This window comes from Ruminococcoides intestinihominis (genome assembly GCF_040096285.1).
In the GTDB taxonomy this organism is placed as follows: Bacteria; Bacillota; Clostridia; order Oscillospirales; family Acutalibacteraceae; genus Ruminococcoides; species Ruminococcoides intestinihominis.
Window position 1 is genome coordinate 1 of record NZ_JBBMEY010000032.1, and the last position, 24,162, is coordinate 24,162.

Consider the following 24,162-nt stretch of genomic DNA (forward strand, 5'->3'; position numbering starts at 1 on the left):
TCACCACTTCGTGGTCCCCCTTCCTTTACACAAGGAAGGCTGGTTAGTCTCTACTAATTCTAAATATCTACCACATAACAAGGCAAGTTCTAGCACCACAAACCCCAATTTATCAAATTTACCCTTACCCACAAACAAAATTGAAAAACCCTAATTTGTATAGATATTATTTAATATGATAAATAAAAGGAGTACAACAAATGTACTCCTTTAAAACTATAAATTATAAAATCACACAAACTTATTTAAGTTTTCATCATACTCATAATCTATTGTGGAAAGTTTAGAAGTAATATCTTCTTTATCCACACACAAAGACTTACATAATTCTGACAAAGAACTATAATTATCTCTTAACTGAGTATTTACATATGATAACAAAATCATAGGGTCGTTTGGTAAAGCCATTTCTTTCTCTTCTTTCTTATTCAAATTATAATATTATTTTAACTGATAATTAAATATTTTACAATACCATAACAAACAAAAAAGGAACTGAAAAACAGTTCCTTTTTCACAAAATTTAAATTTTATTCACTTCTTAATGCAATTACAGGGTCTTTCTTTGCTGCCTTTTTAGCCGGAATTAAACCACCTATTAAAGTAAGAAGAACACTGATTACAACCAGCACAATACCTGCTACTACGGGAATTGTAGCATTAACATCAGTTGTACCCATTAATGAATGGATAATTGCATTTGACGGTATCAAGATAAGCTCACTTAAGCCTATACCTATAATACCTGAACACAAGCCTATAATAAATGTTTCTGCATTAAATACCTGACTGATATTTCGTTTTGATGCACCGATTGCCCTTAGAATACCGATTTCCTTTGTTCTTTCAAGTACAGAAATATAGGTAATAATACCAATCATAATTGAAGAAACAATTAATGATACTGCAACGAAAGCAATTAGAATGTAAGAAATAACATTGATAATTGTTGTAACTGAGGACATAAGAAGTGCTACATAGTCGGTATAGCTGATTTTATCCTTTTCCCTAGCACCGTTATTATAGTTATCTACTGCTGTACGGATACCGTCTTTATCTTCAAAGCTATCTACATAAATATTAATTGAGGATGGTGTAGCTAAGTCAACAACACCAAATTCTTTCATATTATCATCGTAGCTACCAGGTGAAATATAGGTATCATAAATATTTAGCATTACCTTATCATCAGGATTATTCTTTACAAATTGGTCTAGAGAAGAGGCAAGTTGTTCTTCTGTTAGGTTGGCAAGTTGACTTTGCATTTGCTTATCGTTACCATAAACCGAATTCATAATATTCTTGCAAAGTTTTGCCTTTTCACTAACACCTAAACCATTAAGATACTTTTTAGCATCGGCAATTTTTTCTTTTTTGCCATCAGGTGCAAATCTCATATTACTAAGAATGTTAACATCCTTAGACTTTTTCTGAGCCTTTACAACATCACTTTTATTTGTATAGTCAATGATATATTTTGTCAGTGCCTGAGTATATCCTACAGGCTGACTGATAATTCTGTTGTCTGAGTCTTTAAGTCTGATAACACCGGAAATTTTTAGTTTAATAGCGTTATTCTTTAGAATTTTGTTCATTTTCTGGTCATCATCAGAAATATTCTTGTATGTGCCGTTACTTGTTTTTTCGTAGTAATCACAAGCAGGAATTAGATAGAAACTATGTTTACAAGCATCTTCATATGACCATTTTGAAGTATCGGGATTTACCTTTTTGCCTTTGTTGATTTCATCCATATACTTTTCATATTCTTTAGCAGGTAGAAGTCCCAGCTTATACAAATCAGTTGAACGAATTTCATTGTTGGTATCTAATACTAAAACAACTTCATTGTACTTTTCAGGATAGTGACCGTAAAGCAAATCATAATTTTCTTTAACTGCACCACTTACTAGGTTGTCACCTTTTCCCGGCATTAGTTCAGAAAAACCGTTTTTGCTGCCACCCATCATACTTGTCATTTGACTACTCATACTAGTCATTTGGCTAAAGGTATTATTTGAGTTGTCTTTTTCTGTCTTAAATGAACTACCGTCAGAATTAACTAACTTTTTGTTAGGGTCATAAGAATACACACCAAAAGAAGTATCGTAGGAATATACAACACCGTTTTCTCCAATGTACTTATTAATTTCACTGTCTTTATCATCAATGTATTCCTTGAATTTTGTTAGGTTGTTTTCACTGACACTACTTGTCATACTTGAAGTCATTTCAAGGTCTGTGGTGTTGGAATAAACCTTATCTTTCTTATGGTCAACATTTTCTTTTTCTACTGCTGCACTTTGACCGTCATTCATAACACTTGTTAAGTCCATATCTTGAGCATTAATAGTTATAGGGTATGAGGTCATAGTGTCTTTCTGTACATCGGCAATATAGTTATTTACACCATTTGACAAAGCAAGGATAAGTGCAATACCAATAATACCGATTGAACCGGCAAAGGAAGTCAGTAAAGTTCTGCCTTTCTTTGTCTTTAGATTGTTAAAGCTAAGTGCAAGAGAAGTGAAAATTGACATTGAGGACTTACCCATATTTTTATGTTGTGGCTTTTCTACCTTTGACTTTTCTACAACATAAGGGTTAGTGTCATCTGTGATTTCACCATCCTTTAGTCTTACAATTCTGTTGGCATATTCTTCTGCAAGTTCAGGGTTATGAGTAACCATTACAACAAGTCTGTCCTTGGCAACTTGCTTTAGCAATTCCATAACCTGAATACTTGTTTCTGTATCCAAAGCACCTGTAGGTTCATCAGCTAATAAAATATCAGGGTTATTAACTAAGGCTCTTGCAATAGCAACTCTCTGCATTTGACCACCTGACATTTGGTTAGGCTTCTTATGAATTTGGTCACCTAGACCTACTTCTTCAAGTGCTTTCTTTGCTCTTTTTCTTCTTTCTGACTTTGAGATACCTGAAATAGTTAGGGCAAGTTCTACATTAGAAAGTACAGTTTGATGAGGAATAAGGTTGTAACTCTGGAAAACAAAACCGATTGTGTGGTTACGGTAAGAGTCCCAATCCCTATCCTTATACTTTTGAGTAGAAATACCGTTGATAATCAAGTCACCACTATCGTACCTATCAAGTCCACCGATTACATTTAGCAATGTAGTTTTACCTGAACCACTAGGTCCAAGAATAGCAACAAACTCATTGTCACGAAGTGTTAGGCTAACATTCTTTAGTGCTTGTTGTACTAAGTCACCTGTCACATACTTTTTGCTTATATTTTCTATTTGAAGCATATAATACCTCCATTCTTGCAAAACAAATAAAGTCATTGACTATTAAATCAATGACTTCATTATAACATATTACCACACTTTTACAATATATATTCTTAAATGAATGTATATTATTTAATTATTCAACAGTATAACCTTTGTCTACTACTGCTTTCTTTAGTACATCTTCGCTTACTTCTTTTGAAAGAGTAACTACTGCTGTACCACTTTCGTGACTTACTTCAGCAGAAGTAACACCATCTATGCTTTCCAAAGCAGTTTTTACTGTTGCCTCACAGTGAGGGCACATCATACCGTTAATTTTTAGAGTTGTAGTCATAGTATTTTTCTCCTTTTTATTAGTTTTATTTTTTATCTTTCTATCCCTTTTGCTACTTCTGATATTTAAGAAGTTAAGTCTAAGGGCATTTGTAACAACACAGAAACTTGAAAGGCTCATTGCTGCTGCACCAAACATAGGACTAAGTGTCCAACCGAAAATAGGAATCCACACACCGGCAGCTAAAGGAATACCGATTACATTGTAGATAAATGCCCAAAATAGGTTTTCGTGAATATTCCTTAAAGTACCTCTACTTAGTCTGATTGCACCTGAAACATCAGTTAGCTTACTTTTCATCAGTACAATATCAGCTGAGTCAATTGCAACATCAGTACCTGCACCAATAGCAATACCAATATCTGCCCTAGTCAATGCAGGTGCATCGTTGATACCGTCACCAACCATTGCAACCATACCCTTCTCTTTATACTGAGTAACAACCTTTTCTTTACCGTCAGGTAATACACCGGCAATTACTTCGTCAACACCGGATTCTTTTGCTATAGCTTGAGCTGTCTTTTCATTATCACCTGTAACCATAACAACCTTAATACCCATATTTTGAAGTTCTTTAATTGCCTTAGGACTATCACTTTTTACCACATCAGCTACGGCAATAATACCTAGCAACCGGTTATCCATAACAAACAGTAAAGGTGTTTTGCCTTTAGTTGCAAGTTCATCAGCTTGTTTAATAATATTTTCATCTATATTAGCAATAGAAGAAATATGCTTTACACTACCACCAACAATTGTTTTGCCATTTATTTTAGCTGATACACCGTTACCTGTTAGTGACTTAAAGTCTGTTGTATCTAGGGTTTTTATATTACTGTCAATAGCTTTTTGTACAACTGCCTTTGCAAGAGGGTGTTCACTTTTACTTTCCAGTGAAGAAGCGTAGCTTAGTAAATCATTCTCAGTATAATTCTCACTAGGAATTATATCAGTTACTACCGGTGTACCGTTAGTGATTGTACCTGTTTTATCAAGTAGCACATAGCTGATCTTTCCTGTAGTTTCAAGTGAAGTTGCATTCTTGAACAAAATACCATTCTTTGCACCCACACCATTACCAACCATTATAGCTACAGGTGTTGCCAAACCCAATGCACAAGGGCAACTGATAACAAGTACAGAAATACCTCTAACCAGTGCATTACCAAAGATTGCACCACATAGTAACCACACAATAATTGTAACTACTGCAATTGAAATAACAATAGGTACAAACACACCTGAAACTTTATCTGCTACCTTAGCAATAGGTGCTTTTGTAGCTGAGGCATCACTAACCATTTTGATAATCTGAGAAAGAGTTGTATCTTCCCCAACTTTAGTTGCTTTGCACTTAATAAAACCTGACTGATTTACTGTTGCACCTGATACATTGTCACCAACTGTTTTATCAATAGGAATACTCTCACCGGTTAGTGCTGACTCATTAACTGCACTTTCACCTTCAATTACAACACCATCAACAGGTATGTTTTCACCGGGTTTTACAACAAAAATATCACCGATTTTTACTTCTTCAATAGGCACTACCTTTTCAACATTATCTACTAATATTGTTGCCTTTTTAGGTGCTAAATTCATTAGACCTTTTATAGCATTAGTGGTTTTGCCTTTTGAGTAGGACTCTAACATTTTACCTAAAGTAATTAAAGTCAAAATCATACCGGCTGACTCAAAGTAAAATTCATCCATATACTTCATTACAAGTGACATATCGTTATTAACTTGGGCATTTGTCATTGCAAACAAAGCATACACACTGTAAATAAATGATGCACCTGCACCTAAAGCAACAAGTGTATCCATATTAGGTGACCTATGGATAAGAGCCTTAAAGCCACTAACAAAGAACTTTTGGTTTATCACCATAATAATGCCTGTTAGCAGTAGCTGAATAAGGCCCATTGCAATATGATTATTAGCCAAAACACTAGGTAAAGGGAATCCCCACATCATATGATCCATTGAAATATACATTAGTAATAATAGAAATACTAAAGAAGAAAACAATCTTTTCTTTAGTTTAGGAGTTTCAGTATCTTTCAATGGTTCATCACTGGATTTATTTTCTTTAGAAGAATTACCTTTTAGAGATGCACCATAACCTGCCTTTTCTACTGCACTGATAACATCAATTGACTTAACATCCCCATCAACTGACATTGAATTAGTTAACAGATTTACTGAGCAAGAAGTAACACCATCAACCTTGTTGACAGCTTTTTCTACCCTTGCAACACAAGAAGCACAGCTCATTCCGGTAACATTATATTGTTTCACAATATCACCCCTATTTCAAAATTTTCTTTAATGTAGAAATTAGGTCATCAACTGTTTCTTCCTTATCTGCTTTAATATCATGTACCACACAAGTACGAATATGATTCGCAAGAAGTTCTCTGCTAAAGGAATTTAGTGCTGAGGTTACGGCAGAAACCTGTACAAGAATATCTGTACAGTAAGCATCTTTTTCAACCATACCTTTAATTCCTCTAATCTGACCTTCAATCCTACTAAGTCTATTCATTAGCTTTTTCTGTTCATCAGTTGTTCTTTCCTTAGTTTTGTGACAACAACCTTTTTCATTATTAGTATTGTCACTATTTTCTGAACAATATTTTTCTGAAGAATTTATTTCTTCAACAGAATTTTCTGCTAATGAATTTTCTGCTAAATCTATATTAGCATTTTTATCTTTGCTATCTGTATTCATAGAGTCACCTCACAAATTTCCCCTGTAAATTATCAATAAACTCTTTAACTTACAATTGTATTGTATACCCCTATAGGGTATATGTCAAGAATTTTTTACATAAAAAATAACCCGACTGAAAATCAATCGGGTTTTGGTACAATATATTATTTTCTTTTAAAGAGTTTTTATAATTCTAATACAGAATTATCTATAGTCGATAGGAAGTGTTGCTACTGCATTTAGGTCTAAATCAGCAATATTATTGTCAAGTAGTTCATAATAAGCCTGACTTGCTACCATAGCACCGTTATCACCACAATACTTCTTTTCAGGCATATAAAGTTCATAGCCTAAGTTCTTGCATTCTTCTTGTAATCTTCTTCTTAAAAGTGAATTTGCAGATACACCACCGGCAATTACAAGGGTTTTTACATTATAATCTTTAGCAGCTTTTAGGAAATTAGTAACAAGACAATCAACTACTGCCCATCTAAAAGATGCACATAAATCTGCTTTTGGTAAAGATTCTCCCTTTTGACTTGCATTATGTATTGTATTGATAATAGCAGTCTTTAGTCCACTAAATGAAAAATCATATGGTGCATCATGAACAATAGGTCTTGGAAGTTTAAAGGCAAATGGATCGCCTTTTTCAGCCTCAATATCCATAGAAATACCACCGGGATAACTCATACCCATTGTACGAGCAGCCTTATCAAATGCTTCACCTGCTGCATCATCCCTTGTTCTGCCGATAATTTTCATCTTGGTATAAGACTCAACCATAACAATATGACTATGACCACCTGACACAACTAGGCACATAAAAGGTGGTTTTAATTCTTTATTTGAAATATAATTTGATGCAATGTGACTTCTTAAGTGATGAGTTGGCACAAGTGGTTTCTTAGCACTATAAGCCAAACCTTTTGCAAAATTCACACCTACAAGTAATGCTCCAATTAGACCGGGAGCGTGAGTAACACCGATACCGTCAATATCATCAAGAGTAACATTTGCGTCATTTAGAGCTTGTTCTACAACTTGAGAGATACACTCTGCGTGTCGTCTTGATGCGATTTCCGGTACAACACCACCATATAGCTTATGTTCTTCTACTGAACTTGCAACTACATTTGACAATACAACTCTGCCATCTTCTACAACTGATGCTGCAGTTTCGTCACATGAACTTTCTATTCCTAAAATCTTCATATTATTTTTCCTTTATAGAAATTTAGTTAAAATCAATCCATTTTCGGTAGGATTGCGATAAAAATTCTTCCTTACACCTTGCTTAGTAAATCCAAATTTATTATATAAATTTATTGCCGGAGTGTTGCCTTCCCTTACTTCTAATGAAACGAAAGCAAGGTTATTTTCCTTAGCAGTATCAACTACTTTTTGAAGTAAAGCATTAGCCACACCTTTTCTACGGTACTTTTCCTTAACGGCTAAGTTGGCAATATAGCCTTCATCAAGCACCATATTAAAGCCTATGTAGCCCATTGCTTCATCTTCTTCGGCAACATAAAAGCAAGCCCCAACCTTAGAAAGCTCTATTTCTAGGCTTTCAAAAGACCAGGGATTGCTGAAACATTCATCTTCAATTTCTTTTACAGAATAAATATTATCCTCATTCATTCCGATTATCTTCATTTTCTACCTTAGAGTCCTTTTCTTTCTCTTCAAGTTTGATAAAATACTTTTCGATACAACGCTTAATTACATCACGACAAGAACGATAAATGCCAAGACCAAAACCATATGGGTCAGGGACACCATGGTCAGCACCACAAAGGACCTCAATCTTGCTCCATGGAATACCCTTATCAATAAGGATATTGGCATGGTCAAAGCTCATTGTAAGAAATTTAATGTATTCATCAAGGTTACATTCATCAAACTTCTTGGACTTATGGTTGCTAATATCAACACCGATTTCAGAACAAGCCTTAATTGCATTTTCAGATGCAGGAAGACCGTCTTCAGTATCAAAACCTGCACTTTCAGCAACTGCATCAACGTGATATTCTTTTGCTAAACTATTAAAAATTCCCTCTGCCATTGGGGAACGACAAGTGTTACCTGTACAAACAAATAAAATCTTTTTCATAACTAAAACCTCCCTATCGGGTTTCACAATACATCACTCTATTATATCTTATACTTTCCAATATATACCTAATCAATAACAAATTCTTTTTCTCATATACATATCATAATAAATAATTTCAAAAACCACTATGCAATCTCAACAAGATTACGTAATTATTATATCAGTTTTCAATAAAAAATGCAACAACAATTATATTAAATATTAGTAAAACATAAAAATCTCTGTTTTTACTAAAAATTTAGTAAAACTATGTAACAAATAATTTAAAAATTGATTTTCTAAAATTTTTTGCACAAAACGCACAATAGTAAAATGTGAAATTCTATACTACTTAATAAAAAAGGCAGTATGCAAAGTACATACTGCCTATATAAATTTAAGTAATAGTTAGGTTAGAAAATTAAACAATACCCTGAGCTGTCATAGCGTCAGCAACCTTTTCAAAGCCTGCAATGTTAGCACCTACAACATAGTTGCCTTCAAAGCCATACTTCTTAGCTGCGTTGTCTAGGTTATGGAAAATGTTAACCATAATGTTCTTTAGCTTAGCGTCAACTTCTTCAAATGTCCATGATAGTCTTTCGCTATTCTGTGACATTTCAAGAGCAGAAGTAGCAACACCACCGGCATTTGCAGCCTTACCAGGAGCAAATAGAACACCGTTTTCCTGTAGATACTTAGTAGCATCTAGAGTTGTTGGCATATTAGCACCTTCAGCAACTGCGATTACACCGTTAGCTACAAGAGCCTTAGCATCCTCTAGGTTCAGTTCGTTCTGAGTAGCACATGGAAGAGCAACATCACACTTAACTGTCCAAACGCCCTTACCTTCATGATATTCAGCAGATGGTCTGTTAGCAGCATATTCTGTTAATCTTGCACGCTTAACTTCCTTAACTTCCTTTAGAAGAGCAACATCAATGCCTTCAGAATCATAAATCCAACCTGTTGAGTCAGAAACTGTAACAACCTTAGCACCTAGTTCCTGAGCCTTCTGAGTAGCATAGATAGCAACATTACCTGCACCTGAAACTGCAACTGTCTTACCTGCAATATCGTTGCCGTTGCACTTTAGCATTTCTTCTGTTAGGTAAAGTAGGCCGTAACCTGTTGCTTCTGTTCTAGCAAGAGAACCACCATATGATAGGCCTTTACCTGTTAGAACGCCTTCATAAACGCCCTTTAGTCTCTTATACTGACCGTACATATAACCGATTTCTCTAGCACCTGTACCGATGTCACCTGCAGGAACGTCAGTATCAGCACCGATATGACGATATAGTTCTGTCATAAAGCTCTGGCAGAATGCCATAATTTCTCTATCTGACTTGCCCTTAGGATCGAAGTCAGAACCACCTTTACCACCACCGATTGGTAGACCTGTTAGGCTGTTCTTGAAAATCTGTTCAAAACCTAAGAACTTGATAATACCAATATTTACAGAAGGATGAAGTCTTAGACCACCCTTGTAAGGACCAATAGCAGAGTTAAACTGAACTCTGTAACCTGTGTTTACCTGAACCTGACCGTTGTCGTCAACCCAAGGTACACGGAAAATAATCTGTCTTTCAGGCTCTGTAATTCTTTCTAGTAGAGCTTCTTTCTTAAACTTTTCTTCATTTGCTTCTACAGCAGGTCTTAGAGAGTCCAGTACCTCTTCAACAGCCTGTAGAAATTCCGGCTGGCTAGCGTTTTTAGCTTTAACACGAGCTAACACTTCATCAACATATGACATTTTTTGTTCCTCCTGAAATAAAGTCTTGAGTAGAAATTATCTTTTGATTTATACCTATCCATTTAACATAAATCTACTAACAATATTCATTTGATATTTTTGAGAAATACACTTAAAATGAAAGTTTCGCAACTGATAATTTCATTTATTAATTTAGAAAGGTGATTTATTCCTTTCTTCACTGATTGTAATTATACCATACATTTAGAATTTTTCAACTGTTTTCACGATAAAAACACTAAATTTGTACATATTGTATAATATATTAAAGAATTTTTGTACAATTCAAATTTATAATTTTTTGAAGGAAAAAAAATTAAAGTTTCATTTTTCTGTTTTGGTCACATTAGTTCTCTTATGCCCTCAATACTGGATATATAAGGACAAAATTTTCTGATACCGTATAGCAAATCCCTATATTCCATAGGGGTTAAGTGGTTTATTACACCTGTATATTCATTCTTCACCTTAATTTCTTCTAACATAGGAATAATATTAAGGGTAAATTTATAGGTCTGTTCATCCGTTAACTTAGTTGTGGATACTATACCTATACCCTGAACTTTATTTTCTTTTACAGAAAATACCAAGTCGTTTTTATACACATATTGGCAAAGTTCCTTGTTATCCTTTAATTCTATAGGGTTTACTACTATTGTATCATTCTTAATTTCACCTAAATACAAGAAACAATTTATACCCTTATACCTAACTAAATTCTTAGAATACTTATTAAAATCATTTTTCTTAATAGGTTTTCTTTCTACAGATTTAGTAGGTACTTTTCTTGGAATACTGTTAACTTGTCTTTCTGTAGGCTTAGGGATAATTCTGTTTATTGAAGTTCTATTTTCTTTTACAGAATTAAATTTAGATATTGTTTCTTTCTTTGCTACACTTTTTTTAGATTTTGTAGCAGTATTCCACCTAGGTACTTCCTTACGAGTTTCATATACTCTTCTTTTTAAGCCCTTTTTCTCAAGTAGCTTTTTCTCTAATGCACGGTTATTGATTGCCATTTTTACAAAGGCTGACATATCTTTATCTTCAGTAGACAGTACACTTTGGAAACAATCGGGAAAAATAAAGGTCATTTCTTTTTCCGTAAACTGCACTGTAAGCATATCGTTATTTAAAGAAACAACACTTCCCTCACCTAATAATTTATGTATTACTTTTACGCCTTTCATATATTCTCCTTATTTCTTTATTAGAAATATAGTTTCACCTTGGTTTAATCCTAAGATTTTTCTTTCCACCATAGGATGCTTAAAACTTCTCACCATTTGTTGCAAAGTATTTCCTTGATGGTAGCCATGAATTACTACAATTTCTCTTGTGTCTTTAGGTAGTGACTTTAGTTTATTTTCAAGTAACTTTCTGCCACTTTGTCTTGTTTCTCCATGAATATCAATTGCAATAGAATAAGCCATATTAACACCTAGAAAGTTCCTTTACTTTATCGGTAACTAAGAAACTATATTTACCTAAATTCTTTATAAGAATATTAATATCATTTTCCTTTGCAATTTCTGTTACTACTTCAAGTGGGTTTGTGTATTCAATAATATTATATTCTTCTGCAAAAGAATTAAAATTATTAAATTCAACTACATTTTCAGCATTACTAAAATTATCAACAAGCGTATAGTAATCATCTATAAGTTCAATATCAATATTACAGTTCTTCAAGCTACCAATATATTTATCAGCATCATTAATAAGTAGTCCTGTCTTTAGATAACCGATAGACACTGTTAAATCTGACTTTACTACTTTTTCGCCAAAGCCTGTATCACCATTAAGACCTGAATTAATATCAACTGAAATTACCGTCTTATTACTGTCATTAATTTTATCAATAATATCACCGGCAATACCCCTAGCTACACCTTTAAAGCCTGTACCAAAAATACAATCAACTATAATATCATAATTAGAAAAGTCAGTACCTTCATCACACACCTTATAAGGAATATTCTGTTCCATACATTTGTCAAAATAATACTTACCGTCCACAGAAAACTTTTCTTTAATTAAAAACAAAGTTGAAGAAATATTCTTTTCTTTTAATAGTAATGATAGCACATAACCGTCACCGGCATTATTACCACTACCACAAACTATTGCAATATTACCTTTATAATCATAACTGTTAAATACACCTACACCGGCTTTGTACATTAGCTTTTTGCTATCAATATAATTTGCAATAGTATAGGCATCACTTTTACGCATTGTTTCTACTGTTATAACTTTTTCCATATTATCACCTTATAATGTTAAAAACTGCCCTAGTTTCCCAAGGCAGTTTCCTAATTAATCTACATCTTTATAATCTTCATCAGTAAGAGTAATTGTCTTTTGTTTCTTAGCTAATTCTTTATAAATATGGCTAACATAAATTGTTGTTACAATATCAGAGATACCATTGATGATTAACACAGCACCTGCAAAAATTGTAAATACCATAGCAGTTGAAAATGGATTAAACACAACAACTAATCCAAGACCAATAATTACTGCTGCAAGAATTAGGATTGACCACCACATTTTTGCACCAATCTTAGCTAAGTCAACACCATACTGTACCTTTAGCACACCATCAACAATCATTACACAACCGAAGAATGTTGCTAAAATACCGGCAAAAAATTCCGGATTAATGAAAATTGCCACACCACCGATTATTAGTGCTACCGAACCCACTAAAGAAAAAGAGGTAAAGGCCTGTTGTTGTCTTTCTGCACTAATGTACATAAACAGTTTGATAATACCCCAAACACAAAGCAGTCCTGCCGTAACATAACAAATAATCTTTGTTGAGGACTTAGGGAGAATTACAAACATTGCACCTACTGCAATAAGTGCTATAGCTGTAAAGATAAACTCTTTTTTAAAGGTTTTGACTTTATTGTCTTTACTACTCATAAGCACCCTCCTTTATAAATATTTATTTTTAGATTTCAAAGGCTTTCTTGATACTGTCATAATGTAAGAAAATACCTTCATCGGCATATTTATTAATTTCATCAACAGTAGCAAGTTTGAAACCTGTAGTTTCTCTTGCCTGATTGTGAACATCGTCTTCTGTAAAATCAAGTGTAAAGCGATATACATCTACAAAGTAGTTGTCACCTTCACCGGGATTTTCTCTATGGTAAGTAAATAGATATTCTTCCTTGCCCTTAGTTACATCAAGACCTGTTTCTTCAAGTACTTCTCTGCGAACTGCATCAATAGACTCTTCACCTGCCATTGCTGCACCACCTGAAACTTCCCACCAACCTGGGGCCCATGCCTTGTCCATAGCCCTCTTAGTGATTAGGAATTTTCCATCTTCTCTACATACAACACCTAAAACTGTTAGGTGGTATTCGTCATCCTTAAGACACCAATCATTTCTCTTCATCGTACGACCGGTTCTGTTTTTGTTCTTATCATATATATCCCAAAGTTCCATTTCATTCTCTCCTTTTATTTGATTATATATTATTTACAAAGAAAAGGCAATTATATTTTTTCAAGAATATTAATTACTTCCCCATCTACTGTTGTTTGTACTTTCTTGTGGTTAAACTTAATACCGTCATCAGTATCAATGTCGACACCCTCCAGTTTAGAAAGTTTCTTCTCAAAAGTCTGTACTTCGTCATACCTAGAAAGTAAAGTATCTCTATACTTCATCATTACTTTATAGCTTGGATCATCCTCATCCACAAAATTTGAGTCTAAGTTTTCAATAGCATTTTTGTAGTAATTTATCATATCATAAAGCTGATGACTTCTAACACCTGAAAGTGTACCGTAATACCATCTATGCATATAAATAAGTGCTTTAAAGCCCTTTTTCTTGCCACTGTTTAACATCCAATAAATCGGTCTTTTTCCTGATACACCTACTGTATAGTTGGACAAATGTTCCTTATAGAAAGTGTTGAAGAAATAATTTCTAATCTTTTCTGTAGGTGTTTTGCCTTTTTCATTTAATGAAGAAGAAATAAAAGCTAAATTTTCTTCTAAAGAATTTTCGCCAAAAACAGTTACTAAAAATTTCTTTAGGTAATAGACAATATCTTCGTCATAATCTTCATTATCGGTAATTACAACACAGTTGTCTGTTACAGGTGTAAAGGTTTTGTACTTATCAATATCCCACACTTCACCTGTATATACACTGCCTAAATCATCAAGGTTATATCTGCCCAGTACACAACCAACTACATATGATAGAAAGGACTTAACATCTCTAACTTTTTCAGCCTTGTATATTGTAACATCTTTTTCTTCAACTTCACTTTTGAAACCGTCTTTTACATTATAAATATCAAGGAAAATTTCATTTAGCTTTTCTTCATTTTCCTTAACCTTATTAAATCTACTGTTGGCTACCTTTTCCCATTGTAAATAAGCATCAAGGAGTTTACCGGTTGAAGTCTTGTACTTTATAAACGGATGAGTTGTAAAGTCCCATGAATTTTCAAAGGAATCAAAGTCCTCTTTTGCTAGGTTAATATTCTCAGTTACTAAGTCATTTACTTCTTGTTCTTTACTTAAAGAATGTAAAATCGGTAGTCTGGCAATATCACCTACTTGGCAATTCATAGTCGGTGCAAGTAGCTTTATCATTTCTGTTGCAATAACAGAATTGCAAAAACCTAAGTAATAAAGTAGCTTGTCCTGACTAGTGTAGAAAGACATTCCGGCAATATCGGAAAGTGCATTTTGTTTATATCTAAAAGCCGGTTTTACTGTAATAAGTGACCATGTAGCAAGTGGCATAAACTTTAGTTCTTGGTTATAGTCTTGGGTATGCCTACCGTCTAATTTAGCCTTACCCATAACAGTTTCACCGTTTTTGTACCAATTAATTAGGTAGTCATTATTGCCATACCACTTACGATATTCTCCACCTTTATTATAAGGGAAATATGTTGCACCACTTTCATAGGCATCATTTACATTTTCTGCTGTAAAGTTTGCTTTAGAAAGGTTAACCTCCCACCACAAACGCAAGAATCTTTCATTGTCACCGGTTTTCATACCGTTTCTACAAACAGTAAGTTCACCTAAGGTTCTGCCTTGTTCAAATGCCTTCATAAAGCTATCTCCAAGCCAATATGCAACCGGTTCTCCCGGTATTTTGGCAAAATCATATTGGTCGGTATAGTGATAATTTTCTTTATTAAAAAACTGATTATGCTTTTCTTTTCGCTTACTGTAGTTATATTCAGAAAGTCTGACACCACATAGTTTTTGGAATGGTAGGTGTTTACGGTTTACCCATGTTACAACAGGTAGATGACCGATTTTACCCTCAAAAAGTTCTGTACCAAAATCAACAATAGAATTTAGCTGAAAACTATGCAATAGGTATTTTCTGAACTTTTCAAAACTTTTTAGGTACATCCAAGAAACAGTAGTAATCATAGCAATTAACGCATCTTCCTTAGAAAGTACACCTACTGCTTTCTGAATAAATACTACTGCTAAGTCATTTTTTGCAATATTATATTCCCTATTTACATACATAGCAAGTTTCTTGTTCATTCTTGAATTGCTTAGGTATGGTGGGTTAGTAACTACCACATCATAGTGATGTGACATAATATTTGCTTGGTTAATAAGTGGAAGCAGCTTTGAGAATATTTCTTTTAAGTAATTATTTTCTTCCTTAGTTGTTGGACTATAATTTCTTAATTCCTCTATTCTGCTATATAAGCTTTTGAAATCTACTTTCCTTAAATTCAAGATACTGCCATATTCTTTACCATCATAAAATACAGTAATTAGATATGTAAATTCTTCTAACAATCTTTCGTTACCGTTGCTAAAGAATAGTGCCACTTCATCTACATTTTCAATATTGTTACTTTCTTGTACACTACAAAGATTTACCTTGTACTTGCCCAGTACCAAATTTTTGTTATAGTAACTTGCTTTCATCATTAAAGCAAAATAAGAAAGTGATGATGCTCTATCGTCAATATCAAGGCCATAAAGGTTATTTTCTACAATCAAAAGTGCTGAGTCACTTTGGCTATAGCCCTCATTGCAATAAATATCAACTAATAATTCAAAGGCATAAACCAAAATATGACCACTACCCATACATGGGTCAATGAACTTAATATCGGTAGGTTTTAAGTCTTTTCTTTTCTCTCTGATTTTTTTAAGTTCTGGGTTATCCTCATCAGTATCTTTAATATAATACTGCCATTTGTTTATGAAGTTTTCTGCTTTTTCAGTTTCACCATTACCTATTAAATGGTCAACCCATACCCTACCTAGGGTATTTTCTACCATATATTTTACTACCCAATCAGGTGTATATAGCTGAGTTGCAACAGGTAGATATTTTGAAGAAATTTTCTTCTTGCTCATATCACCGTCATAAAGTTTGTTGAAAACATCTGTGTTGTAATACTGATGAAACCAACCCATAATCTCTACACCTTGGGTAAAGTTATCAATATTAATCTTAGAAAGTTCAGCAATTACACCGTTACTGTCATAATCAAGGTTTAGGAGAAGTTTTACATAATCATCAAGGTCATTTTGGAATACGGTCATATTCCGGCCTAAATATTCATTGACCTTTACAAACAGAAGTATGTACAGAGCTTTGTTGTTTTTCTCTGCTTTATACTTACCAATATTCATTTCATCTTCCGGTGTAAAATCAAGAACATTATCACCTAAAGTAGAAATAATTTTAGGTTCTTTTTCATCTTTGGACAAGAACAATTGATTATTGAAAGGCAATAGAGAATTTGCATCCATATATCTAAGTGCTACAATTCTTGTGAACCAAATATAGGCAATATCCTCAATGGCATCATTAAAAGAAGTAACATAATCCTCTTCGTTACTTCTGCTTATTTTTTCTATAAAATGATGTCTTGCAACTTTTTCTTCTTCAGTTAAGTGACCGTAAAATTGAGAAATACCATTTTCCGTAACACCAAAGTAAGTTGCCCTTTCCTTTATATCTTCAATTAATTTGTTTCTTGCAAAAATTGCAAAATTTCTAATTGCTGTTCTGTCCATTTTCTTTATTCAAACCTTTAATATTAATTACAACCAACTCAGGGTTGTTAAAAAGTCTTGGTAAAATATAGTTATACTTAGGGTAGCTGATACCCCTACTAACTATCAACACTGAATTTTCCTTTACATATTCTCCACCTGAAAAGGTAGGAAAAAAGCCTTTGTGACCTATCAGTCCCTTATCTTTATGAGGTAGGCTGATCATTCCACCATGTTCATGACCTGAAAGTATCAAGTCAAATTTATACCTAAAATAGCTTTTTGCATAAACAGGAAAATGTGCAAGTAAAATTCTATAATTTTCTTTATCGGAATTATAATTTACATTTTTCAGTTGTGTTGCCATAGAATTTTCTGACAATTTCACACCGTCATATACACCACAAATATCAATCTTGTTGCCATTTATAGTGACCTTTTCTACCTTATCCTCAAGAACCTTTACACCGATTTTCTGTAAATCGGATAAAACTTCTTCCGGTTCTTTCAGCCCATATTCGTGATTACCCGGTGCAAAATAGCAGTTATATTTCCGTACAAGAATATTAGCTAACTCATATCCTTGCTCACAACCACTAATTCTATCAACTAAATCTCCACCTAAAAAAACTACATCAGGTGAAATATTTTCTATTCTTTTTACTATTTCACCTATATCACCACAATTATGAAAATCAGAAACAAAGACAGCTTTTACACTTTTCTTTATTTTCTCACTTTCAATTGTGTAGGTTACATTCTTGATTTTGCGAAATCTAATATCGCTAACTGCAATAAAAATTATTACAACTAGGATAACAAAAAGAATTGAAAAAATAATATACTTTATCATTAAGTTACCTTAATTTAAAATGCCCAGTTACCATCTTTGAAGATAGGTACTCTCTTGCCGTCTCTAGTAATAGCAGTAATGTTTAAGTCCTCATTACCAATCATAAAGTCAACATGAACTAAGCTATCGTTAATGCCTCTTTCTCTGCATTGTTCAAGAGTTAAGTCCTCATAGTCCTTTAGGCAATTTGTAAAGCCCTCACCAAATGCTAGGTGACAAGCAGCATTTTCATCAAACAATGTGTTGTAGAATAGAATTTTACTGTTTCTGATTGGTGAATCATATGGTACAAGTGCTACTTCACCAAGATAAGCTGAATTTTCATCCATTGCAATAATTGACTTTAGTAGGTCCTCATTCTTTTCAGCCTTTACTTCTACTGCTTTACCATTTTCAAATCTTACTGAGAAATTCTCGATTAGCTGACCTTGGTATGAAAGTGGCTTTGATGCATAAACAATACCTTCAGCTACACCTTTCTTTGGTGTGATAAAAATTTCTTCTGATGGAATGTTTGCATTAAATGGTACATTTGTACCTAGTGTATCCTCACAACCACCTAGGAACTGAGCAGTTTCTATCATACCTACTTTAAAGTCAGTACCGTTAGATGACTTGTACTCTAGTGTTTCAATACCAAGTGAATTTAAGTAGTCACATCTTTCTTTTAGGTCTTTATTATGTTCTTCCCAATTTTTAATAGGGTCACCGTTTGCCCTTGAAGTGTATAGGATAGCTTCCCATAGCTTTTCAATAGCAACACTTTTACGCTCATTAGGGAAAACTTTCTTTGCCCAATCAGCACCGGGAACTGCTGCAATACACCACTGATATTTATTATCCATTTGGTCACGATATGGCTTAGTGATTTTTCTCTTAATCTGCTGAGATTTAACCAGCTTTTCCATATTAACGCCCTTTAGTCCATCAGGGTCTTCACTTTCAAGATAAATCAGTGCAGGTAGCACATCAACCTTATGCTGAAGTCTTGCCTTTTCCCATTCTTCAACCTTAGAAAGTACCTTTTCTTTCTGCCAACGAACATGAAGCTTGGTAAGTGGCTGATAGTTCCAATCAACAATAACCTTACCTGCACCACTACGGTAACATTCTTCAACAAGCATTTTTACAAATTCAGGTTGGTCAAGTTGTGTAGTAATATACACCTCTTGATTTTTCTGTACATTAACACCCTTTTGGGCAATTAGCTTTGCATAATTTCTTAAATCTGTCTTTTTCATATATATCACCTTATTATCTTTCACTAGGATTATCCATAGTTACATATAAATTATAATACTCAAATTATACTATATTTATTAATAAATTACAATAAAAAGGGTTGTGGCAAATACTTTTCATTATAAGTTATTTACCACAACCTTATTTAACTATTAAATTTTTCTTGCAAAAACAAAGCTACACCATCTTGATTATTACTTAAAATAACCTTAGTTGAAATAGATTTTAATTCTTCACAAGCATTATTCATTGCATAACATTCATCAGAAATTTGAAACATAGGTACATCATTGATAGCGTCACCAAAGGTCACTACCCTATCAAAATTATATGTTTCTTTTAACTGCAAAATTCCATTAGCCTTTGAGGCAGTTATAGGCATAATTTCACACCAATAGGAGTCATTATAAATTTCTTTCTGAAATGTTACTCTAATATTATTATTTTCTTTGATAGAATTATAAAATTCTTTCACCTCATCATATTCACCGATAATAGTAAAATAAAAAATATCACCCTCATAAAGGTTTTCATTACTGTTCAGAGGGTTCATTCTAGGGTCATTACCTCTAACATCAAGGTAATATTTTGTACCTTGATTTACAAAATTCTTGTTGTAGCTAACCTTTTCTACATTATTAACAAATGAATATACCAAAGGGTTTAGTGAAGATTTCTTAATATTCTCAATAATAAAATCTCTGTCAGTTTTATTAAAGTAATTTGAATTAACTATTTTTCCTGTATCTTTCATCATTGTGAAAGTACCGTTATACACAACTACAGGTAATTTTAAGTTCAAGCCCTCAATTTTATCACTTGCAGAAACTAAACTTCTTGCAGTAGCAACTGTAAATTTCATTCCTTTTTCAATAAGGGAATTAATGATATTTTTGCTATTTTCACTAATCTTAACATCACTATTCAGTAGTGTACCGTCAAGGTCAGAAACATAAAGTGTATTCATTTATTCCTCCCAAAACAGTTCATCCAAAGTTTTATTAAGTACTTTACAAATTGCAATGCAAAGTTTGATTGTAGGGTTGTAGTCACCTTTTTCAATAGCATTTATAGTTTGTCGTGATACACCAACAAGTTCAGCAAGTTTAGCCTGAGAAATATCCATACCTGCCCTAGCAGATTTTAATTTTAAATTTTTCATTCTTCAATCTCTCTCTTTTCTGCTTTTTTGTCAATGATGATTTTCATAATTGCAATTACTGAAACTATTAGAAATGTAACACCACAAACTAGGTTCATAAAAAATGTTTCATCATCACCTTTAGTGATGATATTTCCAAAAAAACAAGCAAAGTTAATTGCACTTACAACCAGAAAAACAATAATATACCTTGAAAGATTACCGGACAATGAAACATAAGCATCCTTAATAATTGAATAACCGGCAAATACAACAACACCTAAGCAAATACCAACAAAGTTCATTGACATTGTGTCAAGCCAATCACCAAACAATTTGCAAAACAAACCGTTAGCAATATAGTAAGCGATAACTGTAAAGAAAGAATACTTATATGCTACACCTTTAATAGCCTTTTGTCTTTCATCGTAATTGTTAGTAGGCTTACCCTTTTTCTTTCTATATAAATGTGCAAAAAGACAAACAAGGAAAACCAATACAAAACTTGCAACCATACCCAATGCAAAAGAAAGTTTCTCTGTATTAATCATAATAAAACCTCCAATAAAAATTTATTTTTATCTCTTGACTATATATTACTACCTAGATTACATTATGTCAAGTATATTTTACATTTATTTTGAAATATTTTACTTTATGTTAAGTCAGCTTTTCTAATATATTTTTTAGGCAATAAAAAAGTCACACCGAAAACAGTGTGACTTTTAAATATTATTTACTTTTTCATTACAACCTTATTTGTCTTTTTCTTAAATCTTACAAGTGTAATAAACTTATACCTAACAACATCATAGGCTCTGCCAAGGTTAAATTTCTTTGAAAGAAATAAACCAATTTCAGCCACTACAATGCCACCGATAATATCAACAAACACATGTTGCTTTACAAATACAGTTGACATACAAATTAATATAGCAAGAACAAACCACACCTTGCTATACATAGGGTGAACTTTCTTACACCTTAAAGCACCTCTAAAGCAAATCCAGCTTTCCATACAATGGATAGATGGGAAAAGATTATTAGGTTGGTCTAATGAATAAACAGCATTAGTCAACCAGTTAAGAACACCTCCGGAAGGAACATTTGCTCTTGTCATAGTGGTTGGGATAATAACAAAACAAAATAGGCAAATGGTTTTGCACACAAATTCAGCAGCAAAAAGCTCATTGCAAAGACTTCTACTTTCTTTAGCAAACACCAAGAATCCTATAATCCACAACACATAAGAAAGAATATATATCACTACAAAAGAGGATACAAAAGGAATGTAACTATCTAATTTTATTGAAAAATCATAATGGGTCATTTTGTTGGTAAAGAACCTTGTCATATTGTAAACAAGGGTGTTCCAAACAATACAAACCACAATAGGTAAATACGCATATCTTGGAATTAACTGTTTTTTCATATCAAACATATTAGCACAACCACATTTCAAAATCAAGATTTAATCCGGGTTTTATATACCTTTTACAAAAAATGTACATAAATTAACATACATATTTTATGAATAAGTCCATTTGTTTATTCATATATTTTGGTAAATATATAGAAATTGTAGAATTTGTCGAATTTCGTTGGTGCATTTCATTGTATTAAAGTGATAAATAGTGTATAATGTTATGAGTACAAGGTAGTGCATATATTCGGTGTGCTACCTTTTTTCCGTAGTAATATACAATTAAAAAAATGAGGAGCAGAATTATGGAACATTTTATGAACTCACTGCAAACTGTCTTAAACGACATTGACAACGCAGTATGGGGTCCTGTAATGCTGATACTGCTTGTTGGTACAGGTGTTTACCTAACCTTTAGGTTTGGTTTTCTAACTTGGAGAAATCTTTTTCCATCACTAAAAGCACTTTTCAGCAAAGAATCAAGAATCAAAAAAGACGGTGGCAAAGGTGATGTTTCTCCTTTTGCAGCACTTATGACTGCACTTGCATCTACAATCGGTACAGGTAACATTGTCGGTGTTGCTACTGCTATGGTAGCCGGTGGTCCGGGTGCTTTGGTATGGATGTGGATTTCAGCAGCATTTGGTATTACAACAAAGTTTGCTGAATGTGCGTTGTCTATTAAGTACAGAGTTGTTAATGACCGTGGTGAAATGCTTGGTGGCCCTATGTACTCAATCAAGGCAGCATTTCACGACAAGCTACCCGGTAAAATTTTGGCAGTATTATTTGCAATCTTTGCATTACTTGCATCATTCGGTATCGGTAACTTAACACAAGCTAACTCAATCTCCGATGCAGTTAACTCAACCTTTACTATTCCTACATGGGTAACAGGTCTAATCCTTACAGTTATGGTACTGATTATTGTTTTAGGTGGTATTCAGAGTATTTCAAAGGTTTCTTCAGTACTTGTTCCTGCAATGGCTGTCTTTTACATTATTGCAGGTCTTGTAGTTATTTTCGGTAACATTTCAGGTATTCCTGAAGGTCTAAAAAACATTTTTGTTATGGCTTTTTCCGGTAAATCAGTTGCCGGTGGTATAGCCGGTACACTTACTGCAACAATGTTGAACTCAATGCGTTATGGTGTTGGCAGAGGTGTATTTAGTAATGAAGCCGGTATGGGTTCTGCTGCTATTGCTGCAGCTGCTGCACATACTGACAACCACATTCGTCAAGGCTACATCAATATGTGTGGTACATTTCTAGACACAATTGTTGTTTGTACAATTACAGGTTTAGCTATTGCATCATCCGGTGTACTTGGTACAACTAATGCAGCTATGGATGGCACATATGTTATTGATAACAACAAAATCACTATTGCATCTCACAATATTGGTTCTGACTCCTCATACAAAGATACAATTTATGAGTATGCATTAACTGATGATGGTTTCTCATTAACTGATGATAGTGGTAATGTTACAAACTACACACCTTGTACTAAAGAAAAAATTGCTACAAATCAGGAAACTGACTTTGACAAAAAGATGGATGGTGTAGAAGCTAAGGCTACCGAAACAACTTTACAGGGTACATGGCAAGATGAAAGTGGTAACAATGTAAAGTTCAGTACTGATGGACAGTACGAATCACTTACACTAACAACCGGTGCTAAACTAACAATTGAAGCATTTAGAAGTGTACTTGGTGATGTTGGTGCTTACCTAGTAACTATTGGACTTATCCTCTTTGCTTTCTCTACTATTCTTGGTTGGGAATATAACGGTGAAAAGGCACTTGAATTCCTTGCTAAAAAGCCACTTGTATGTTACATATACAGAATTATATTCTCACTTGTTGTTTACTTTGGTGCAGTAATTTCTCTTGATATTGTATGGTCATTCTCAGATATTGCAAACGCACTTATGATTGTTCCTAATGTTATTGCCGTATTAATCTTAAGCAATAAACTTGCAAAAGAAACTAAGAAATTCCAGCCAATTTGGAAAGAAGAAAGAGGAAAAGCTAAGAATAATAAGTAATATTTGATTTAATAGTGGTAATATACAATAGCATATATAAACAATAGATAATATTTAACTTTATTTACTGTTACTAAAAATAATATATATAAACTTAAAGGAGTGGTTAATCAAACCACTCCTTTCCTTTTCCCTATTCTCATTTTTATTGTAATTTATAATAAAGATAGTAAACTATATCAATAAATTAGGGTTTGTGGGGCTAAATGCAAAGTGTTAAATTTTAGCAAATAAGGCTCCCTTGTGTAAAGGGAGCTGTCGC

21 protein-coding genes are annotated in these 24,162 nt (G+C 33.4%); 1 reads left to right on the plus strand and 20 read right to left on the minus strand.

Going from position 1 to position 24,162, the window contains the following annotated elements:
• Positions 1 to 231 precede the first annotated feature (231 nt).
• From WMO18_RS08205 to WMO18_RS08300, 20 genes are all read right to left on the minus strand, one after another.
• On the minus strand, positions 232 to 432 hold the full coding sequence (locus tag WMO18_RS08205) for a DUF4250 domain-containing protein (RefSeq protein WP_437127968.1): 201 nt from the start codon (positions 430 to 432) through the stop codon (positions 232 to 234).
• A gap of 98 nt (positions 433 to 530) precedes the next feature.
• Positions 531 to 3,272 carry an ABC transporter ATP-binding protein/permease gene (locus tag WMO18_RS08210; protein WP_211148136.1) on the minus strand — a complete coding sequence of 914 codons (2,742 nt, stop codon included), beginning with the start codon at positions 3,270 to 3,272 and terminating at the stop codon, positions 531 to 533.
• A gap of 118 nt (positions 3,273 to 3,390) precedes the next feature.
• Positions 3,391 to 5,892: a heavy metal translocating P-type ATPase gene (locus tag WMO18_RS08215; RefSeq protein ID WP_211148135.1), complete on the minus strand. Its 2,502-nt coding sequence runs from the start codon at positions 5,890 to 5,892 to the stop codon at positions 3,391 to 3,393.
• Positions 5,893 to 5,902: 10 nt separating this feature from the next.
• A complete protein-coding gene (locus tag WMO18_RS08220; RefSeq protein WP_211148134.1) occupies positions 5,903 to 6,325 on the minus strand; it encodes a metal-sensing transcriptional repressor in 423 nt (140 codons plus the stop codon).
• 186 nt (positions 6,326 to 6,511) lie between these two features.
• A complete protein-coding gene (tsaD, locus tag WMO18_RS08225; RefSeq protein WP_211148133.1) occupies positions 6,512 to 7,522 on the minus strand; it encodes a tRNA (adenosine(37)-N6)-threonylcarbamoyltransferase complex transferase subunit TsaD in 1,011 nt (336 codons plus the stop codon).
• Positions 7,523 to 7,534: 12 nt separating this feature from the next.
• Positions 7,535 to 7,966, minus strand: coding sequence for a ribosomal protein S18-alanine N-acetyltransferase (rimI, locus tag WMO18_RS08230; protein ID WP_022505771.1), 432 nt, complete (start codon positions 7,964 to 7,966; stop codon positions 7,535 to 7,537).
• Complete coding sequence (locus tag WMO18_RS08235) at positions 7,944 to 8,423, minus strand: arsenate reductase/protein-tyrosine-phosphatase family protein (protein WP_211148132.1); 480 nt, start codon at positions 8,421 to 8,423, stop codon at positions 7,944 to 7,946. The genes rimI and WMO18_RS08235 overlap by 23 nt, the downstream gene beginning before the upstream one ends.
• 403 nt (positions 8,424 to 8,826) lie before the next feature.
• Positions 8,827 to 10,161, minus strand: coding sequence for an NADP-specific glutamate dehydrogenase (gene gdhA / locus WMO18_RS08240; RefSeq protein WP_211148131.1), 1,335 nt, complete (start codon positions 10,159 to 10,161; stop codon positions 8,827 to 8,829).
• A 341-nt stretch (positions 10,162 to 10,502) separates the two neighbouring features.
• Complete coding sequence (locus WMO18_RS08245; protein WP_367286535.1) at positions 10,503 to 11,351, minus strand: hypothetical protein; 849 nt, start codon at positions 11,349 to 11,351, stop codon at positions 10,503 to 10,505.
• A 9-nt stretch (positions 11,352 to 11,360) separates the two neighbouring features.
• Positions 11,361 to 11,594: a Smr/MutS family protein gene (locus WMO18_RS08250; protein WP_022505767.1), complete on the minus strand. Its 234-nt coding sequence runs from the start codon at positions 11,592 to 11,594 to the stop codon at positions 11,361 to 11,363.
• A gap of 1 nt (position 11,595) precedes the next feature.
• Positions 11,596 to 12,426, minus strand: a complete 831-nt coding sequence (locus tag WMO18_RS08255; protein WP_367286536.1) for an NAD(P)H-hydrate epimerase — start codon at positions 12,424 to 12,426, stop codon at positions 11,596 to 11,598.
• Positions 12,427 to 12,480: 54 nt separating this feature from the next.
• A complete protein-coding gene (locus WMO18_RS08260; protein WP_211148271.1) occupies positions 12,481 to 13,092 on the minus strand; it encodes an HdeD family acid-resistance protein in 612 nt (203 codons plus the stop codon).
• A gap of 28 nt (positions 13,093 to 13,120) precedes the next feature.
• Positions 13,121 to 13,624, minus strand: coding sequence for an NUDIX hydrolase (locus tag WMO18_RS08265; RefSeq protein ID WP_211148272.1), 504 nt, complete (start codon positions 13,622 to 13,624; stop codon positions 13,121 to 13,123).
• A gap of 50 nt (positions 13,625 to 13,674) precedes the next feature.
• A complete protein-coding gene (gene pglX, locus WMO18_RS08270) occupies positions 13,675 to 17,211 on the minus strand; it encodes a BREX-1 system adenine-specific DNA-methyltransferase PglX (protein ID WP_211148273.1) in 3,537 nt (1,178 codons plus the stop codon).
• Entirely contained in the window at positions 17,192 to 18,043 is an 852-nt protein-coding gene (locus WMO18_RS08275) for a metallophosphoesterase (RefSeq protein WP_211148274.1), read from the minus strand. Before WMO18_RS08275 ends, pglX begins: the two co-directional genes overlap by 20 nt.
• 14 nt (positions 18,044 to 18,057) lie before the next feature.
• Positions 18,058 to 19,284, minus strand: coding sequence for an aminopeptidase (locus WMO18_RS08280; protein ID WP_211148275.1), 1,227 nt, complete (start codon positions 19,282 to 19,284; stop codon positions 18,058 to 18,060).
• A 146-nt stretch (positions 19,285 to 19,430) separates the two neighbouring features.
• Entirely contained in the window at positions 19,431 to 20,252 is an 822-nt protein-coding gene (locus WMO18_RS08285; protein ID WP_367286537.1) for an HAD family hydrolase, read from the minus strand.
• Positions 20,253 to 20,447, minus strand: a complete 195-nt coding sequence (locus WMO18_RS08290) for a helix-turn-helix transcriptional regulator (protein WP_211148466.1) — start codon at positions 20,445 to 20,447, stop codon at positions 20,253 to 20,255.
• On the minus strand, positions 20,444 to 20,977 hold the full coding sequence (locus WMO18_RS08295; RefSeq protein ID WP_211148467.1) for a hypothetical protein: 534 nt from the start codon (positions 20,975 to 20,977) through the stop codon (positions 20,444 to 20,446). The genes WMO18_RS08290 and WMO18_RS08295 overlap by 4 nt, the downstream gene beginning before the upstream one ends.
• Positions 20,978 to 21,162: 185 nt before the next feature.
• Complete coding sequence (locus WMO18_RS08300; protein ID WP_367286538.1) at positions 21,163 to 21,858, minus strand: phosphatase PAP2 family protein; 696 nt, start codon at positions 21,856 to 21,858, stop codon at positions 21,163 to 21,165.
• 308 nt (positions 21,859 to 22,166) lie between these two features.
• Between WMO18_RS08300 and WMO18_RS08305 the strand changes: the two genes are divergently transcribed.
• The gene (locus WMO18_RS08305; protein ID WP_211148469.1) at positions 22,167 to 23,900 is read left to right on the plus strand and encodes an alanine/glycine:cation symporter family protein; all 1,734 of its coding nucleotides are present in this window, start codon (positions 22,167 to 22,169) and stop codon (positions 23,898 to 23,900) included.
• Positions 23,901 to 24,162: the final 262 nt, after the last annotated feature.

Coding starts and splice junctions, on each gene's coding strand:
- WMO18_RS08210 (WP_211148136.1), bottom strand. CDS start 3,272: ATGCTTCAAATAGAAAATATAAGCAAAAAGTATGTGACAGGTGACTTA.
- WMO18_RS08220 (WP_211148134.1), bottom strand. CDS start 6,325: ATGAATACAGATAGCAAAGATAAAAATGCTAATATAGATTTAGCAGAA.
- tsaD (WP_211148133.1), bottom strand. CDS start 7,522: ATGAAGATTTTAGGAATAGAAAGTTCATGTGACGAAACTGCAGCATCA.
- rimI (WP_022505771.1), bottom strand. CDS start 7,966: ATGAAGATAATCGGAATGAATGAGGATAATATTTATTCTGTAAAAGAA.
- WMO18_RS08235 (WP_211148132.1), bottom strand. CDS start 8,423: ATGAAAAAGATTTTATTTGTTTGTACAGGTAACACTTGTCGTTCCCCA.
- gdhA (WP_211148131.1), bottom strand. CDS start 10,161: ATGTCATATGTTGATGAAGTGTTAGCTCGTGTTAAAGCTAAAAACGCT.
- WMO18_RS08245 (WP_367286535.1), bottom strand. CDS start 11,351: ATGAAAGGCGTAAAAGTAATACATAAATTATTAGGTGAGGGAAGTGTT.
- WMO18_RS08250 (WP_022505767.1), bottom strand. CDS start 11,594: ATGGCTTATTCTATTGCAATTGATATTCATGGAGAAACAAGACAAAGT.
- WMO18_RS08255 (WP_367286536.1), bottom strand. CDS start 12,426: ATGGAAAAAGTTATAACAGTAGAAACAATGCGTAAAAGTGATGCCTAT.
- WMO18_RS08260 (WP_211148271.1), bottom strand. CDS start 13,092: ATGAGTAGTAAAGACAATAAAGTCAAAACCTTTAAAAAAGAGTTTATC.
- WMO18_RS08265 (WP_211148272.1), bottom strand. CDS start 13,624: ATGGAACTTTGGGATATATATGATAAGAACAAAAACAGAACCGGTCGT.
- pglX (WP_211148273.1), bottom strand. CDS start 17,211: ATGGACAGAACAGCAATTAGAAATTTTGCAATTTTTGCAAGAAACAAA.
- WMO18_RS08275 (WP_211148274.1), bottom strand. CDS start 18,043: ATGATAAAGTATATTATTTTTTCAATTCTTTTTGTTATCCTAGTTGTA.
- WMO18_RS08280 (WP_211148275.1), bottom strand. CDS start 19,284: ATGAAAAAGACAGATTTAAGAAATTATGCAAAGCTAATTGCCCAAAAG.
- WMO18_RS08285 (WP_367286537.1), bottom strand. CDS start 20,252: ATGAATACACTTTATGTTTCTGACCTTGACGGTACACTACTGAATAGT.
- WMO18_RS08290 (WP_211148466.1), bottom strand. CDS start 20,447: ATGAAAAATTTAAAATTAAAATCTGCTAGGGCAGGTATGGATATTTCT.
- WMO18_RS08295 (WP_211148467.1), bottom strand. CDS start 20,977: ATGATTAATACAGAGAAACTTTCTTTTGCATTGGGTATGGTTGCAAGT.
- WMO18_RS08300 (WP_367286538.1), bottom strand. CDS start 21,858: ATGAAAAAACAGTTAATTCCAAGATATGCGTATTTACCTATTGTGGTT.
- WMO18_RS08305 (WP_211148469.1), top strand. CDS start 22,167: ATGAACTCACTGCAAACTGTCTTAAACGACATTGACAACGCAGTATGG.